The organism is Actinospica acidithermotolerans (assembly GCF_018139625.1).
GTDB lineage: Bacteria > Actinomycetota > Actinomycetes > Streptomycetales > Catenulisporaceae > Actinospica > Actinospica acidithermotolerans.
In genome coordinates this window covers 1-15,384 of sequence record NZ_JAGSOH010000147.1, presented here as the reverse complement: position 1 = coordinate 15,384, position 15,384 = coordinate 1, and the positions used below count along the sequence as shown (strand labels likewise).

Here is a 15,384-nt window from a genome sequence, read left to right as displayed (position 1 = left end):
GCACCCACCCTCCCGGAAGACCACCGGCGCGAACGCCTGCCGACGCTGACTGTCGAAGGTCAGCAGATCGACGTCATGCGCCGGTTGGACATCGGGGATCGAGGCAAGGTCACTCACGCCGCGATTATCGAACAGGCGTACGAATAAGTCCATCGGCCGATCCGGTGACCGGCTCTCACCCCCGTGAGCCAGGCAGGCCGGGCAGCGGCGCCCCGTGTCCTGCTACCAGCGTGAATGGGCGCCGCAGCCCGGCCGGCCTGGGCCGGGTCCGCGCGCTGCGGCCCCGGGCACGCCAGGCACTTACTCAGTCCTTGAGCGCCGCCTCAACATCGGGGTACACATCGAAGACATCGAGGGTCATGCTCATTTCGAGCACCCTCTCCACGGCAGTCGGAACCGCCGCGAGACGCAAGACGCTGCCGTTCGCGCGCCCAGCGTGCTCGGCCTCAAGCAGCACCTGCATCCCGTTCGAATCGCAGAAACCGACCCCGGCCAAATCAAGCACCGTCGTGCCGCGCTCGACCGCCGAAATCAGCTTCTCGCGCAGCCGGACGCTGGAGTCCAGATCGATCTCACCGCTTACCGTGATCACCGTGGCACCCGACTTACAGCGGCGCACGCGCAGATCGAGCGGGGTCATTCCAGACATGCACAGACTCCCTTGATTGCACAGCCAGCATCCCGTATCGAGCCTACGTCCGAGACAGCTCGCGAACCACTGAACGCCACCGCTATCGCCCTGACCGCCCACGTGGGGACCTTCGGCCCTACCACCCGCCTCGCACGCGGCAGACCGTATGCGCTATGCGGATAGAAGTCCTCCTCACACCAGACTGCCGCCATGCCGTCGAGGCCCTGGTCCGGCTGCGCAGCGCACTTGAGATGATGGGGCTCCACGACGCGACGTTCACCTGCCGCACGATCAGCAAACCGTCCGAGGCCATCGCCGCCGACTTCCGGGGATCACCCGGCTACTACGTCGACGGCCGCGACATCTTCCCCGGCGACGGTGCCCCGACCCTCGGATGCCGCACCTTCGTTGACGGCACACTCGCCCTACCCACCGTCGGCCACCTGCGCGATGCACTGCAAAGCTGCGACCCGCTGTAGCTCCGCAGGAAGGCGGCCCGAACAGCGGGTGGACCGGACCGACCTGGCCCCGCCACCGGCCCCACCGCGGCGCGCTGACCCCGCCGAATCCCGGCCCCGGGGCGCCGCGGTGGCGCCGGCCGCGCGGCCACTTTCACCGCGCGGACGACCCCCGCCGCCTCTAAAGCTCCTGCCCGTACACCCGCTCACCACGTGCCGAACTGCCCGCCTGCGCACGCGAACCGAGGTAGGCCAGCACCAGCCACAGCCACTCGCCGTCCCACGGCGCCAGATCCACCCGCACCGCCCCGCGCCCATCGGAGCGCACCAACGCAGTCACCGCCATCGGCCCACCACACAGGCACGAACTCAGCACAGCCGAGAACACCGCGCCCGCCGCCATCGCCTCAACGGCCCCCGCGACGTAATCCGCGCCAGGCTCGACCGCGCACCACACGGGACTGACCTCCCCGAGGTCCACCTCAACGTCCTCGGCCACCAGCGAGGACCAGTACGACGGCCACTCGGAGACCCACGGACCCAGCCTGGAAATCTCCGCCGCATCCGCCGTCGCCAGCACCTCCGCTACACCGAGCGCATCCGCCGCCAGCAACTCGCAGCGCACGAAACCCGCGCCCCGCCGAGGAATCCGCCGCACACCCAACGCCGAGGAACCCGTGACCCTGTGGATGCTGTCCGACAGCCCTCCCGTCACCGCCGCAAGGTACGCCAACTCCGGCGCCGAACCCCACCGGCCAACCACGTACCGCCCTTGCGCAGGCTCACTATCCGGACCGTCCGAACCATCGTCTGTCACGCCGCTACCGCCTCCCCTCTCAACAGCCGTGTTTCTCATACACGGCCCCTATGATCGTCGGCGGGTTAACACCCCCCGTGTCGCCCCAAGCCCCTACAGCAGCGGGCGACACGGGTCAAAACAGTTGCGCAGCGTAGCTATCAGGCAAACTCAGACGGTTGCGACAGGGGACGCACCGTCCGCACCCTCACGGCTACAGGGAGAGGTCACCACTGTACCCGAGCGTAACGACAGACCCCTACCTCCCCACTCTCGTTCGCCCCAGCTCAGAGACATGCGCAGAACTTGACCATGACTTTGCGACGATGCACACACGGCCAACCTCAGACAGCAAGCGACCCCGGCACCTCACGGCCCGGGGTCAATTCGCAGTGCTTATCGGCACCTAGACTTCAAACACGAACGTCCCGTCAGATCCCTTTTCGAGCGGCAACACTTCGACCACCGCATCGGGATTGAGCGGGCCGTAGATGTGTGGGAACGGTGCATCCCAGCCGTTCACGTCGTCGTATTGAAGCTTGGACTGAAGCCGCTCCGTGTCGATCACGAGCACGATTAGCCCGCTTTCACCCCCGTAGACCATGTTCGCGACCGGCGCCACCTGAGGCGCGTCTCCGGCGTGGATGAAGCCCTGTTCTTCGAGCGTCCGACCTTTCGTGGACATCCGATACTCGCCGTCGGCCTTCGCCTTTTCCCAGTCAGCCACATACGCGATGTGGTAGATAGCCATGGTTAGACTCCTAGCGATTCTCGTACTTGGGCAGAAAACTCCACAACCGACGAACGTTCCGGATGCGCATCCGTCAGTCGCCGGTCAAGGTCCTGTACGTACTCTACGACGCGCCCAGACTGTAGGCCAAGCACCAGATCGAGTACGGTTAGACCCAGGTCGCAGCCGTGGTCTGGGTCGGAATCGACGAACGTGCTCGCAAGCATCACCATGTTTGACGCTTGCGTGCGGTGAAACGTATCGCTCATTTCGGCCGCCGTCTGTGCGAAGCCCCGAGCCCGCTCCATCTGGCCGAGATCTCTGAAACAATGGGCGAATCGAGCCGCCATATAAGCGGAATCCATGTATGACAGCCAACTAGGCGTATTCGATTCCCCGGCCCGATCGAAAGCTACTTCCGCTTCGTGTAGAGCCGTTTCGCAATCCCTTGTGTTCCCCAGGAGGGCCCACGCGTTGGCTTCAAGAATCCTTGTCTCGGCAAGTAGTGCAGGTGTCTCGCTCTGCTGCGCTATCTCCTGGCCTTGCCGAGAAAGGCTAACTGCGTCCAGGTGATTTCCTCTGTGGATCTCCTGATGGCTAGCGGCGGCGAGTATTTCGCCAGCGAACGCCCGGTCCCCAACCTCGTCGGATAGGTTGAAAGCCGTATCAAAGTGTGCCTTGGAGTTCCGGTAATCCCGCTGATCGTAGGCAGTCCAGCCGCAGAGATGGCCGAGCCGGGCCGCCGACCGCTTGAGCTTGAGCCCTACCGGTTCCGTGTAGGAGCCGGACCGGAGCATCGGCACCACGCGCATGTTCAATGCTTGGGCCGCGATGCCGTAGACGTGACCGCCGCCGAACTCGTTGTCGAGTTGCCGAATGGTGACCGTCAACTGGTCGATAGCCTCGACCTCGCCGAGGCCCACCCGGCGGGTACCACGCTTGGGCGAACGAATTACGCTCGGCACGACCAATGAGGCTGCTGATACAAAGCCTCTGCGAGTCACGCTCCGCAAGTCCTCCACCTCAACTCCCAACGCCTCAGCCAGATAGCGAAGAGAGTAGGGGCCTGGCTTGCGGTCGTCGGCCTCCCATCGCCGCACCTCGCGCTTTGAAACCGTGTCCCGCCCAGACCTCTTACAGATCTCTGCGGCAAGCTCAGCTTGGCTGAGACCTTGGGATTCACGGAGCTCGCGGACCACCGCACCGAGCGTCATACACCGGATTATGCCCCAGCGGCCGGCCTCCATGTTTGCGCAATAAGCCCCCTCTTGGCCCTCTCCCCACGGGTGCTCCTGCTCGATGTACTTGGGGCGTAACCGAGAGTGCAATCGACACGGGGTCGGAGGGACGAGTCGATGAGCGAGACCGACGAGCTATGGAACGTGCGGGTCTACTGGACGGCTGAGCCGGGTGCAACATGCATGCCGCACACCGAGCACATTGTGAGCGGCGAGACGCGGGCCATTGACGCGGCCGTGTCTGTGCTCGACGGCTGTCAGCATCGATGGGCACCGGTACGCGCCATGCGCGCAGAGATTCGCCCCTGCGGAAGCACCGGGCAATGGCGACCTGTAGCAGGTAGCCCACTGGTGACTGCAACTAGGTCGTACATCTGATGCAGATCACCTACCGCCCGCCGGACCTCGGCCAACACGTGCGCCCACCGAGATTCGACCTATGGACCCCGCCTCCGGCGCTCACACCGTGGCAGGACCCGTATTTGATGCAGCGCACTTATCGGGGCCTGCAACAACTCGGCGGCGCCAGCGCCATCAGACCGCCCCGGACCGCGCCCGACCCTCGCATGTACGGGTGCGCCGGACCAGGCCACGACGAGGCCAAGACCACGAGCTCCCGAGCGGCCAATGAAGCCGTACGGGTTGTCGGCACGCCGACGAATGCCCCGCGCATTCCTGCTGATCAGAGGAGATTATGACTACCGCAGAGCAGCTCGAAGCCATACCCGCCATCACCGGGCGCAGCCTGGTCGATCCGAAGCTGTTCGAGCGCCTGTCCGCGCGCGTCGCGATCGAGAACGGCACCGACCGCGCGACGGCCGAACGCATCATGGACCAGGCCCTCGCGTTCCTCGGCACCTGCGCCGTGAGCACGGCCACGCTCGCCCCGTCCGAGACCGTGGACCTCGGCTGGCACACCTTCCTGTTCCACACCAGGGAGTACGCCGAGTTCTGTGACCGGATCGCGGGGCGGTTCATCCACCACGTTCCCACCGACGACGAGAGCGAGAGCGAGGGAGCGGCCTCGGTGTGGCACACCACGGCCACGATGGTGGCCGCCGGATACGTCGTGGACGCCCCGATGTGGGAACGGTCGGGCAACTGCTCGCAGTGCCACAACGGATGCCACAACGATCCGCCGCCGGACCCCAAGAAGTGATCGACCGCCCACTACAGTGAACTGACTGAGCGCCCCCGTCCGCCCACGGAACGGGCGGGGGCGCCCGGCCCCGACCGAGCGAGGCTTTCCTTGCGTATCGATTACCACGAACTACCCGAACTGGTCCGTACGGCAGTGCAGGCGCGAACCGGCGTGATCCGCAGCGCGCGCACCGCCGAGGCTGGCACGAACAGCGCGGTTGCCGCCGTGCTGGAGACCGAGGCATCCGGGCGAGTCTTCCTCAAGGGCCTGCCCGAGGACCACGTGTCAGTGATCGACCAGCAGCGCGAAGCGCGCGTGAGCCCGCACATCGAGGGAATCGGTCCGCGCATGCTGTGGCAGGAGACCGCAGCCGGATGGGACCTCATCGCCTTCGAAATGGTCGAAGGTGCCCGGCACGCCGACTACACGCCCGGCTCGCCCGACCTTCCGAAGCTCGCCGCCCTGATGGGGCAACTCGCCAAGACCTCCTGCCCGAGAGTTCAGATGATGTCCGCCGGGTGGCGCTGGGGCGCCTACCTCGACAGCACCTCTGACTTCGGGATTCTTGAAGGAGACGCGCTCCTGCACACCGACTACCACGTCGGCAACGTGCTGATCACCGACGACCGGGCATGGCTGATCGATTGGGCCTGGGCAACCAGGGGAGCGGCATTCATTGATCCCGCCCTCGTACTGCCGCGCCTGATCGCCGCAGGCCACAGCCCGGCCGAAGCCGAAACCTGGGCCGCTGAACACCCCGCGTGGCAGGAGGCGAACCCGGAAGCCATCACCAAGTTCGCCGCCGCGATCTCCCGCCTGTGGAGCCAGCTCGCCGACAAGAACCCGCACGCCACATGGCGCCGACCCATGGTCGAAGCCGCCACCACCTGGGCCGACCACCGCGCCGCCATGGCCTGACCTCTTAAGCCGCACCATCCCGCCCGCTGACCGCTCCCACGCTGCGGTTCCAGCCCGGTTGAAGAGCACCCCGGGGGCGCTTCGCGCCCCCGGGGCAAGCCACGACCCCACGCGCGCCCGCTGATGACGAAGGACTGACCGCCCGTCATCAGCGGGCGCACCATCCCCGAACCAAGAAGGCAAACGCCGTGACCTCGGCACCTCACCCACGCATCCCGAACCGACCGCTCCGCAAAGCCCGCGAGTCGATGAAGATGAGTCAAAGAGAATTCGCACTCGCCGTTCGCACAGCGGGCAACGCACTCGGAGTACCGAACAACTGCACGAAACGACTTGTGCAGAAGTGGGAGAACGGCGAACACGCAACCTGCAAACCCGAATACCTCAGGGCGCTACAAACGCTGACCGGACTGCCCGCCCACAAACTCGGATTCGCCGACAGCAAGAGCCCGGCGGACGCCCCGGCTCGCAAGCGCGCAAGTCCCAACGGAACTCGCCTCCACCCCGAACCGATGGGCGTACTGATCACGTCCGAGCAGTACGACGAATACCGTGCACTCCTCGCACTCCGCACCTTGGAACTCCAACGCGCGTGCAATCACGATGAAGAGCGAGCAGTCAACACCTAGACCGGTCCCGAGAACTGTTGCCGCTCCCATGCGGTGACAACGAGCGCGACCAGGCGCCCCTCGAATCCACAACGCTCAGGCCCTTCGCACGGGCCGGACGAATCGGGGGGCGCCGTTCGCATCTACCCTGCGGAAGTCGGGTCTCTATGCTCCTCCGGGCGCTACTCGCCGTCGTGGCCCGGCCCGTGGCCCTCCGTCGCGAAACAATTCCGAGGGTGGTCGGGCTTTCCGCTATGGCCCGGACCGAGGAGTCTCTGCCGCTCCCGTGGCCGTTACGGCGAGCGCCACGCGCAGCGCGTCCCTCTCCGTCCCGTCCCCTCCGCTACGTGAGTGGTGGGTCGCGAGGAAAGACCAATCGGCGGCGGTTCCGCTGTTGCCAGCTCACAGGTTCCAGCGTGCCCACCAGGCTGCGAAACCGGCAGAGCAGCGGCGCGCCGCATGTGCGGATTCCGTGGTCGGGGCGCCGCGGCTCCGCCGGCATCTCCGCCCGCTCGCAGCCTACGCACCGCAAGACGAGAGGCTAAAACCAACAAAGGCCGCCTCCGGCGCGGACCCTCCTCGGAGAGCCCCGCGCAAGATCAACTGTGGCCCGCCTGGCAGCGGCGACGTGCGTTCGGTCGGCCGATCGGGTGCGGGGGTCACCTCGACGGGCGCCAAAGGCGTACCAGGAACCTGACGGGGCACACCAGCGGCGAACAGCTCACGCTGTGCACCTCGCCGCTCCGCCGCTGGTGTACCCCGTCAGAACCCTGGTCCGGGCAAGCCCGCCCGACGAGGAGACCCCCGCACCCGAAACCGGCCGCCCTTGTGGGTGGCTTACCAGGGCTCACGCCCTGGCCGTACCTGTCGCGTCAGCGAGAGCTTAAGACAGGGCACGAACCAATAACACATGTTCGCTGCCCCCTGGCTTCCCGCGGTTCCACGCCTTGAAGGTGCTGGCATCCGGCGCCGCGTTCAACGACTTCGCCTCCGGACCGCGGACCGTGATCCCGTGCTGGTCGAGCGTGGCCCACAGGACCAGCTCCTGCCCGGAAAGTCCTCGGTGGAACTCGCCGTCGATCACGTGCCCGTGACCTGCGGCGTCCTCCGGCGGTAGCTTCCCGACGAAGTCGCGGGCGATGTAGTGCGCGTCGGAGTGCGGCTGGGCGCCGGTCTCCAACGCCTTGTGCATCTCATCGAGGCCGCCCAGCTCGTCCTCGGTCAGCGCACGCGTCGTGAGCGTCAGGATGTCGAGATCGCTCTGTCCGTGCTGGTAATCGCCCAGCGCCGTCGATCCGGTCAGATAGACCCCGTGAACCGCGTCGGCCGGAAGGACACGGTCGAGGGCGGCCAGGTACTCGTCAAGATCGGACTGGTACGGCGTGCTCGGTTTCGAATCCATAACGACGGATCTAACCACTCCACTTCGTTCTGCGCCTACGAGGCGCCGCGGAGAGATGCGGATCGGGAAAACGCATCTTTCGGTGGCGCATGATCGACCGCTTCGGGGTTAGCAGCGGCGCGGGAGGTCTTACCGATGAAGACGGCTGCTCGTCCACGGCTGGCACTCTTGATCGTCACCTTGGCATTCGCGACCATGCTGCTGTCGGCCAACCTTGCCACACCGCTCTACGCGGTCTACGCTCGCCGATTCGAATTCTCCACGATCGTCCTTGCGCTCGTGTTCGCCGTCTACGCCCTGGTGCTGATCCCCGCGTTGCTGATGTTCGGCCAGATCTCGGACCGGCTCGGACGTCGTCCGGCGATAGCTCTGGGGCTGGGGCTGGCCGTGGCGGGACTGCTGCTGTTCGCCATAGCGGACAGCGCGGCGTGGCTGTTCGCGGCACGCGGCACCCTGGGCGTGGCGCAGGGAATGCTCAGCGGTGCGGCGACCGCCGCTCTGGCCGAACTCGCCAGCGACCGCGCCCGGCGGGCTGCGTTGTTGGCGACACTCGCCCAGGTCGGCGGCTCGGCAGCCGGAGTGCTGTTGTGCGGAGTCCTGGCGCAGTGGGCCCCCTGGCCCACGGTGCTGCCATTCGTGGTCGGGATGGCGGTATGCCTTTTTGAGGGGATCGCGTTGTGGTCGGTTCCCGAGACCGTCGGCGACCGTGGCGGTGGTGGTCTGCACATTCGTACGCCGCGGGTACCTCCGGCTATCCGCGCCCCGTTTCTTCGAGTCGGGCTGACGGGTGCCGTGGCCTGGGCCGTGGCGGCGGGGCTCTTCCTGTCCGTCATGCCGTCCTACGCCGGGGAACTGGTCGTGCGTACCTCCAACCTCGCGCTTCTCGCGCTGCTGACCTCGGTGGTGCTGCTGTCCTCGTTCGCCGTGCAACTGCTGCTGCGAAACGGGGCGCCGCCGGCGGGGACGCAGGCGACGGGCCTCGTCCTCCTGGCCGTGGGACTGGCAACGCTCGTCGTCGCTTCGCCCACGCACAGCATGGCGTTGCTGATCGTCGGCGCGACTCTAGCGGGGACAGGGCACGGCGCCGCCTGTCTGGCGGCGCAGGACGAGCTCACCCGTATCGCACCCGCCGACCAGAGAGCCGAGGTGAGCGCCGCGTTCTACGTCTGCGTGTACCTCGGTGTGTCGCTCCCGGTCATCGGCATCGGCATCCTCGCCGACCTCACCACGCTGTTCACCTCGGTGGCGACCTTTGCCACAGTGACCGGCGCCTGTTCCCTCGCGCTCGCCGCATGGCACCTCCGTGGTGCCGCCGCTGAGTCCTCGACGGAATCGAACCAGCCGCACGAGATCGATGAACACGAATGGGCGCGGATCGACTTCACGCGAGGAGACTTCACGCGAGGAGAAGTTCGGTGACCGGCAAAGACCAGCTTGTGGGCCGCGTACACGTCGACGGCTCCGTACGCGACCGTGTCAGGGCGCGTGGGTCCCGCTCGGCGCAGCGAGCGGGACCCACGTTGGCCGGCGAAACCTCAGCGCTGATCCCGAATCTGAAGCACCGCCTCGAAGGCCCGGGCGATCACCGCGTACCCGACGTCGTTGGCGTGGATGTTCGGCCCGACCGGGGCCGGCGCGCACATCCAGGTCCACTCGCAGATCCGGGCGACGTTCACCGGGACGGTCGTACCGCCCAGCGAGGTCGTGTCGGTGAAGTCCGTGGTCTGGAACGCGCTTGAGACGTCCGCGACCGGGACGCCGAACGCAGCGTAGCCCGCGCCGAGGACGCCGTTGAAGGTCGTGGACAGCGCGACCGACTCCTCGGCGAGCGTCTGGCCACCGCTGGTCAGGTACTCGGCGAGGAACGGGTCGTAGTAGTTCATGCCGACGAAGCTGACGCTGTGGCCCGCGGCGGCCTTGAGCTCGGCGAGGATCTCCGGCAGCTGGGTCCCGGCCGAGGCCACTCCCTCGGCGACGCACGTGGCGTTGAGCGATCCGCCGCTCAGGCAGCCGTCCACGTTGTTCGCGCCGATGTCGAGCGTGACCAGGATGCGCGCGTGCGGGTGCGCCTTGAGGAAGGCGACCGCCGCGTCCTCCTGCACGGTGTAGGACTGGCCGCTGCCGGCGAGGTCGGGGCAGCCGCCGTCGAGCATCGTGCCGGTCGCCTCGCCGGGGCAGGAAAGGTTGACGTAGCGCAGCTCGCGGTTGCCGTGCTCGCGCAGGTAGGCGGCGAGGTCGTCGGCGTATCCGTGGCCGGATTCCACACCATTCCCGGCCGAGTCCGGCTGGTAACCCCAGGCCAGCGAGTCGCCGAGGGCCAGGTAGTAGTCGTATTCGCCGCCGCGCTGTCCCCAGCCGGCCGTGCTGTGCGCACTCGCCGCGGGGGCGGTGGCGGCGTCGGCCGCGGTGCCGCTGGCTATGCAGCCGGCCGCGACCGCGCCGGCGATCATCATTGATCGCAAGGTTCGACGATTCATGGCCGGAATGCTACTGGCCGGTATCCTCGCGCGGAAGGCCCAGGGAAGCCACGGGGAACGGACGGATAACGACAAACGCGGACAGGCTATCCCATGAGGGCACGATTATTCAGCCTCGAACTGGACCGTCAGCTCCCTGAGCAGGTCGCCGAGCACCTCGAGCCGCGCGTCCGGCAGCGCCGAGAGCAGCTCACGCTCGTTCTTCAGCAGGCCGGTCAGCGCGGCGTCGGCGAGTTCGCGGCCGGAGTCGGTCAGCCGCACCAGCACCCCGCGCCGGTCGTTCGGGTCCGGCCCGCGCACGACCAGCCCCTTGGCCGCGAGCCGGTCGATCCGGTTGGTCATCGTGCCCGAGGTGACCAGGGTCTGGGTGAGCAGTTGGCCGGGGGAGAGCTGGTACGGGCTGCCCGCGCGGCGCAGCGCCGAGAGCACGTCGAACTCCCAGGTCTCCAGGCCCCGCTCGGCGAACGCCGTCCGCCGGGCCCGGTCCAGATGCCGAGCCAGCCGGGTCACCCGACTGAGCACCTCGAGCGGGCTGACGTCCAGGTCGGGCCGCTCCCGCCGCCAGGCGGAGACGAGCCGGTCCACCTCGTCCCGGGTCTGCCCGGCGACCGTGCTCGACTCCTCGTTCATCCCCTGATTCTATCAAGAAACTCTACGCCAAGTATCTTGACGTCGAGCCTGCTGCGGTCGGCAGGATGGCCGACCGATCGGCCGGCTTGAAGGTCGGCCGTTCGCATGAGTGACCCCCGGCCCCACACGGGCTTTTGTCAGGCGTCCGCGGAGCTCAGCCGTGCTGCGGCCCCCGGATGGCCGGTCCTGAAGGTCGGCCGTTCGCGTCGGCGATCAGCGGCCCGCTCGGGCCTTTGTCACGCGTCCGCGGCGATCAGCGGCCCGCTCGGGCCTTTGCCACGCGTCCGCGGCGCTCAGCCCCGCTGCAGCCGAGGCCGCCCGTCGGCCGGAGCGGCTGACCGTTCGGGTCGGCAGCCGCACATCCGCCCTGCTCGCCCCCGCCGTGCTCCATCCACCGCCGACCTGCCCGCACACTGGCCGGCACGCGGAGACCGTCAGCCCCCCGCGGCGCTCGTCGCGTCGGCGCCGGCCCCCTCGGCCGCCGCCTTCGCCCGGGACTTCATCGCCTTGAAGCCGCGCCGGGTCATCAGCCGCGGCTCGTGCTCGAGCCCGGACAGCCCGTTCCAGGCCAGGTTCACCATGTGCGCGGCGACCTCGTCCTTGCTCGGGCTCTGCGCGTCCAGCCACCACTGGCCGGTCAGCGCGACCATGCCGACCAGCATCTGCGAGTACATCGCGCCGAAGTCCGGGTCGTAGCCGCGCCGCCGGAACTCCGTCGCCATGATGCCCTCGACCTGGGTGGCGATGTCGCTGATCAGCGAGGCGAAATTGCCGGTGGACGCGGCGACCGGCGAGTCGCGCACCAGGATCCGGAAGCCGTCGCTGTAGTTCTCGACGTAGTCCAGCAGGGCGAACGCCGCCTGCTCCAGCAGTTCGCGCGGGTGGCCGCCGGTGAGCGCCGAGGTGACCAGGTCAAGCAGCGTGCGCATCTCCCGGTCGACCACGACGGCGTACAGGCCCTCCTTGCCGCCGAAGTGCTCGTAGACCACCGGCTTCGACACGCCCGCCTTCGCCGCGATCTCCTCCACGCTGGTCGCGTCGAATCCGCGTTCCGCGAACAGGGAGCGGCCGATCTCGAGCAGCTGCTCGCGACGCTCCTTCCCGGTCATCCGAGTACGTGGCGAGGCGTTCGGTACGGAGGTCACCGCCTTATTATGGCTGCTCGCCCCCGATACCGGTCCCGGTTTTCCGCCGCGCCGCGCACCGGAAGCCGCGATCTCGCCCCCGTTCGGAGCCCTGCCCCGCACCGTCCGTTGCCGCCCGACGACCGGACCGTCCACCCGCACCATAGGCACCCCCGCACTCATCTCGAAGCCACCGCCTCCCGCAGCGGCTCAGCCAACTCGCCCGGCACGACCTGCTCGACCCGAACCCGCTCGCACCCGACCCACTCCGCAGCCTCCCACAGCGCCTTCGCCATCGGCTCGACCGCCCGCCGCGAATGCAGCGAGACCCGGCGCCCGATCAGCACGTCACCCCCCTTGCGGTCCGTCTCCCGCGCCGGATCCGCCCGGCCCAGCAACTCGCCGCCGTGCAGCAGCGGCATCGCGTAGTACCCGTGCACGCGCTTCGCCTTCGGCACGTACGCCTCGAGCCGGTGGCTGAGCCCGAACATACGCTCGGTGCGCGCCCGCTCCCAGATCAGCGAGTCGAACGGGGACAGCAGCGTGGTGCGATGCCGACCGCGGCCGCCGGCCTCCAGGAACTCCAGCGCCTCGGGCGAGGCCCACGCCGGCTGGCCCCAGCCCTCCACCTCGACCGGGAGGAGGCCCGCCTCCTCGGCGACGTCCGCGAACTTCCCGACGTTGCGCAGCCGGTAGTAGTCGCTCAGATCCGATTTCGTCCCGACTCCGAGTGCGCGACCGGCCCGGGCGAGCAGCTCCACGTGGCACTCGCGGTCGGTCAGTTCGTCGTGCAACGCGGCCTCGGGCAGCGCACGCTCCGGCAGGTCGTACACCCGTCGCCATCCGCGACGCTCCACGCACACCACGTCACCGCACGCGAGCAGATACTCCACGGCCTGCTTCACGTCGGACCACTCCCACCAACCCGGAGTCTTCCGCGCGCCCCCGAGTTCGGTCGTCGTGACCGGTCCGTCGGAGGCGAGCCGTTCCATCACGCCGCGCGCCGAAACATGATCCGGCGCCATCCCCCACATATCGTTACGGTTTCGATATGATCGCCGCCGGAAGGCGAAGAGCGGCCAGTCCTCCACCGGGAGGACGCAGGCCGCATGGGCCCAGTACTCGAAGGCGCGTGCTGCTCCGGGCCCTTTCGGCTCCCAGAAGGCCCGGTGCACGGCCGGCCTGCCGACCGCGCCGAGCCTGGCGAAGGGGACCAGCTCCTGGGACCTGGCCAGCACGGAGATGGTGTCGAGCTGGATGGCCCCCAGCCGACGCAGCAGGCCGGGCACGGTGCGCCCGGGCAGCGCGCCGAGCAGGCCCTGAGCGCGAAGAGCGGCGCGACGGGCCTCCGCGGCCGACAAAGTGGTACCCATGTCCGCGACGATAACGAGGACGTCCGACAATTCTGGCAGACTGTCAAAATTGCGCGGCGGGGCAGGGGTGGCTTGTCATCCGTGCGCTGCTCGTATAATCAAGAGGTAAGCGAGAAGTTCGTAACACCGAGGTGTCCTGACGGGTGCCTCCCTCCGCGACTATCTGCCCCAGTGCCGTGGCTGTGCGTCGAGGAACGCATGCAAGGCCACAGCCGCTCGATGCCGAGCGACCGAAGCAGGATTTGGACGCGTCGAAGGAATCGAGTGAGCGAGTCCCGTATGAGCAATGTCGTTGAACACACCCCTGCCCCCGTGTCCCCGGCCAACATCCCGCCGCGCATCCTCGTCATCGGCGGCGGCTACGTCGGGTTGTACACCGCGCAGCGGATCCTGAAGAACCTCAAGCGCGGCGAGGCGATCGTCACGGTCGTCGACCCCCGCTCCTACATGACCTACCAGCCCTTTCTGCCGGAGGCCGCGGCCGGTTCGATCGCGCCGCGCAACATCGTCGCCCCGCTGCGCCGCGTCCTAAAGGGCCCGAACGCCGAGGTCCTCACCGGCAAGGTGATCGAGGTCGACCACGCCCGGCGCACCGCGCGCATCGAGCCGAACGCCGGCGAGGCCTACGACCTCGGCTTCGACCAGCTCGTCGTCGCCGTCGGCTCCGTGCCGCGCACGCTGCCGATCCCGGGCCTGGCCGAGAACGGCATCGGCTTCAAGCAGGTCGAGGAGGCCATCAGCCTCCGCAACCACATCATCGGCCAGATCGACCTGGCCGACTCCATCAAGGACGAGGCGCTGCGCCGCAAGGCCCTGACGTTCGTGTTCGTCGGCGGCGGCTTCGCGGGTGTCGAGGCCATCGCCGAGATGGAGGACATGGCCCGCGACGTGTGCAAGTGGTACAGCCACGTCGAGCCCGAGGACCTGCGCTTCCTGCTCGTCGAGGCCGCCGACCGGATCCTGCCCGAGGTCGGCCCCGAGCTCGGCGTGTGGACGGCCGAGGAGCTGCGCAAGCGCGGCATCCAGGTCAAGATGAAGACGTTCCTGAACTCCTGCGTCGACAAGCACGTCGTGCTCTCGGACGGCACCGAGCTGGACGCCTCCACCATCGTGTGGACCGCCGGCGTGAAGCCGAACCCGGTCGTCGAGAGCCTCGGCGTGCCGACCGGCCCGAAGGGCCACGTCGACACCCAGGCCAACCTGCGCGTCGTCGGCACCGACTACGTCTGGGCCGCGGGCGACTGCGCCCAGGTGCCGGATCTGTCCAAGGGCCCGGGCAACTGGTGCTCCCCGTCCGCGCAGCACGCCGTGCGCCAGGCCAAGGTCCTCGCCGAGAACATCGTCGCGGCCCTGCGCGGCAAGAACGTGCACGACTACGTGCACAAGCACGTCGGCTCCGTCGCCGGCCTCGGCATCGGCAAGGGCGTCGCCAACGTCTACGGCACGAAGCTGCGCGGCTGGCCGGCCTGGTTCATGCACCGCGCCTACCACGTCAGCCGCGTCCCCACCTTCAACCGCAAGGTGCGGGTGTGCGTGGACTGGATCCTGGCCGGCTTCTTCCGCCGCGAGGCCGTCACCCTGACCGCGTTCGAGAGCCCCCGCGGCGAGTTCACCGAGGTGGCGGTCCCCGCCCCCGCCCCGGCGCTCGAGACCGCCGCCAAGGCCGAGGCGGCCAAGGAGAAGGTCGCGGCCTGATAGCCGATGGCCTCGCAGGCAGTACGGGCCGTGCAGGCCGTACAGGCCGTGCAGCTGTAGTTCCGCCGAGTCAGCCCCTGCAGTCGACGATGTCGACGGCGGGGGCTGATTGCTCTTTTTGTCAGCGCAGGCCCTGTCGGGGGCAACCGACCCACCCCACCCC

Annotated in this window: 14 protein-coding genes; 5 read left to right on the top strand and 9 right to left on the bottom strand. The window is 68.1% G+C overall.

Annotation, left to right across the window (positions count from 1 at the left end; all coding sequences use genetic code 11):
* Positions 1-304: 304 nt before the first annotated feature.
* Positions 305-649 (bottom strand): STAS domain-containing protein, encoded by a 345-nt coding sequence (locus KDK95_RS30495; protein WP_212521795.1) that lies wholly within the window; start codon positions 647-649, stop codon positions 305-307.
* 155 nt (positions 650-804) lie between these two features.
* Between KDK95_RS30495 and KDK95_RS30490 the strand changes: the two genes are divergently transcribed.
* Complete coding sequence (locus tag KDK95_RS30490; protein WP_212521794.1) at positions 805-1,110, top strand: hypothetical protein; 306 nt, start codon at positions 805-807, stop codon at positions 1,108-1,110.
* Positions 1,111-1,270: 160 nt separating this feature from the next.
* On the opposite strand, the gene KDK95_RS30485 is transcribed toward KDK95_RS30490, so the two are convergent.
* From KDK95_RS30485 to KDK95_RS30475, 3 genes are all read right to left on the bottom strand, one after another.
* Positions 1,271-1,804 carry a hypothetical protein gene (locus KDK95_RS30485; protein ID WP_212521793.1) on the bottom strand — a complete coding sequence of 178 codons (534 nt, stop codon included), beginning with the start codon at positions 1,802-1,804 and terminating at the stop codon, positions 1,271-1,273.
* Positions 1,805-2,291: 487 nt separating this feature from the next.
* Positions 2,292-2,636: a DUF952 domain-containing protein gene (locus KDK95_RS30480; RefSeq protein ID WP_212521792.1), complete on the bottom strand. Its 345-nt coding sequence runs from the start codon at positions 2,634-2,636 to the stop codon at positions 2,292-2,294.
* A gap of 2 nt (positions 2,637-2,638) precedes the next feature.
* On the bottom strand, positions 2,639-3,829 hold the full coding sequence (locus KDK95_RS30475; protein ID WP_212521791.1) for a helix-turn-helix domain-containing protein: 1,191 nt from the start codon (positions 3,827-3,829) through the stop codon (positions 2,639-2,641).
* A gap of 718 nt (positions 3,830-4,547) precedes the next feature.
* Here KDK95_RS30475 and KDK95_RS30470 point away from each other — a divergent pair.
* Positions 4,548-5,012 carry a glycine-rich domain-containing protein gene (locus KDK95_RS30470; protein WP_212521790.1) on the top strand — a complete coding sequence of 155 codons (465 nt, stop codon included), beginning with the start codon at positions 4,548-4,550 and terminating at the stop codon, positions 5,010-5,012.
* 90 nt (positions 5,013-5,102) lie between these two features.
* Entirely contained in the window at positions 5,103-5,912 is an 810-nt protein-coding gene (locus KDK95_RS30465; RefSeq protein ID WP_212521789.1) for a phosphotransferase, read from the top strand.
* Between the two features lie 1,491 nt (positions 5,913-7,403).
* Here the strand turns inward: KDK95_RS30465 and KDK95_RS30460 are convergent.
* Entirely contained in the window at positions 7,404-7,922 is a 519-nt protein-coding gene (locus KDK95_RS30460) for a nucleotidyltransferase domain-containing protein (protein WP_212521788.1), read from the bottom strand.
* Positions 7,923-8,057: 135 nt separating this feature from the next.
* Here KDK95_RS30460 and KDK95_RS30455 point away from each other — a divergent pair, with 135 nt between their 5' ends.
* Positions 8,058-9,341: an MFS transporter gene (locus KDK95_RS30455; RefSeq protein WP_212521787.1), complete on the top strand. Its 1,284-nt coding sequence runs from the start codon at positions 8,058-8,060 to the stop codon at positions 9,339-9,341.
* Positions 9,342-9,457: 116 nt separating this feature from the next.
* Here KDK95_RS30455 and KDK95_RS30450 read toward each other — a convergent pair whose 3' ends face one another.
* From KDK95_RS30450 to KDK95_RS30435, 4 genes are all read right to left on the bottom strand, one after another.
* Positions 9,458-10,399: an SGNH/GDSL hydrolase family protein gene (locus tag KDK95_RS30450; RefSeq protein WP_212521786.1), complete on the bottom strand. Its 942-nt coding sequence runs from the start codon at positions 10,397-10,399 to the stop codon at positions 9,458-9,460.
* 105 nt (positions 10,400-10,504) lie between these two features.
* Positions 10,505-11,029 (bottom strand): MarR family winged helix-turn-helix transcriptional regulator, encoded by a 525-nt coding sequence (locus KDK95_RS30445; RefSeq protein WP_212521785.1) that lies wholly within the window; start codon positions 11,027-11,029, stop codon positions 10,505-10,507.
* Between the two features lie 434 nt (positions 11,030-11,463).
* Positions 11,464-12,138: a TetR/AcrR family transcriptional regulator gene (locus KDK95_RS30440; protein WP_212521796.1), complete on the bottom strand. Its 675-nt coding sequence runs from the start codon at positions 12,136-12,138 to the stop codon at positions 11,464-11,466.
* Between the two features lie 194 nt (positions 12,139-12,332).
* Positions 12,333-13,526 carry a winged helix-turn-helix domain-containing protein gene (locus KDK95_RS30435; RefSeq protein ID WP_212521784.1) on the bottom strand — a complete coding sequence of 398 codons (1,194 nt, stop codon included), beginning with the start codon at positions 13,524-13,526 and terminating at the stop codon, positions 12,333-12,335.
* A 279-nt stretch (positions 13,527-13,805) separates the two neighbouring features.
* On the opposite strand from KDK95_RS30435, the gene KDK95_RS30430 reads away from it, so the two are divergent.
* Positions 13,806-15,221 (top strand): NAD(P)/FAD-dependent oxidoreductase, encoded by a 1,416-nt coding sequence (locus tag KDK95_RS30430; RefSeq protein WP_212521783.1) that lies wholly within the window; start codon positions 13,806-13,808, stop codon positions 15,219-15,221.
* The last annotated feature ends 163 nt before the right edge of the window (positions 15,222-15,384 follow it).

What these genes read in the sequence shown, in the direction of transcription:
- KDK95_RS30495 (WP_212521795.1), bottom strand. Translation starts at nt 649, where the DNA reads ATGTCTGGAATGACCCCGCTCGATCTGCGCGTGCGCCGCTGTAAGTCG.
- KDK95_RS30490 (WP_212521794.1), top strand. Translation starts at nt 805, where the DNA reads ATGCGGATAGAAGTCCTCCTCACACCAGACTGCCGCCATGCCGTCGAG.
- KDK95_RS30480 (WP_212521792.1), bottom strand. Translation starts at nt 2,636, where the DNA reads ATGGCTATCTACCACATCGCGTATGTGGCTGACTGGGAAAAGGCGAAG.
- KDK95_RS30475 (WP_212521791.1), bottom strand. Translation starts at nt 3,829, where the DNA reads ATGACGCTCGGTGCGGTGGTCCGCGAGCTCCGTGAATCCCAAGGTCTC.
- KDK95_RS30470 (WP_212521790.1), top strand. Translation starts at nt 4,548, where the DNA reads ATGACTACCGCAGAGCAGCTCGAAGCCATACCCGCCATCACCGGGCGC.
- KDK95_RS30460 (WP_212521788.1), bottom strand. Translation starts at nt 7,922, where the DNA reads ATGGATTCGAAACCGAGCACGCCGTACCAGTCCGATCTTGACGAGTAC.
- KDK95_RS30455 (WP_212521787.1), top strand. Translation starts at nt 8,058, where the DNA reads ATGAAGACGGCTGCTCGTCCACGGCTGGCACTCTTGATCGTCACCTTG.
- KDK95_RS30450 (WP_212521786.1), bottom strand. Translation starts at nt 10,399, where the DNA reads ATGAATCGTCGAACCTTGCGATCAATGATGATCGCCGGCGCGGTCGCG.
- KDK95_RS30445 (WP_212521785.1), bottom strand. Translation starts at nt 11,029, where the DNA reads ATGAACGAGGAGTCGAGCACGGTCGCCGGGCAGACCCGGGACGAGGTG.
- KDK95_RS30440 (WP_212521796.1), bottom strand. Translation starts at nt 12,138, where the DNA reads ATGACCGGGAAGGAGCGTCGCGAGCAGCTGCTCGAGATCGGCCGCTCC.
- KDK95_RS30435 (WP_212521784.1), bottom strand. Translation starts at nt 13,526, where the DNA reads ATGGGTACCACTTTGTCGGCCGCGGAGGCCCGTCGCGCCGCTCTTCGC.
- KDK95_RS30430 (WP_212521783.1), top strand. Translation starts at nt 13,806, where the DNA reads ATGAGCAATGTCGTTGAACACACCCCTGCCCCCGTGTCCCCGGCCAAC.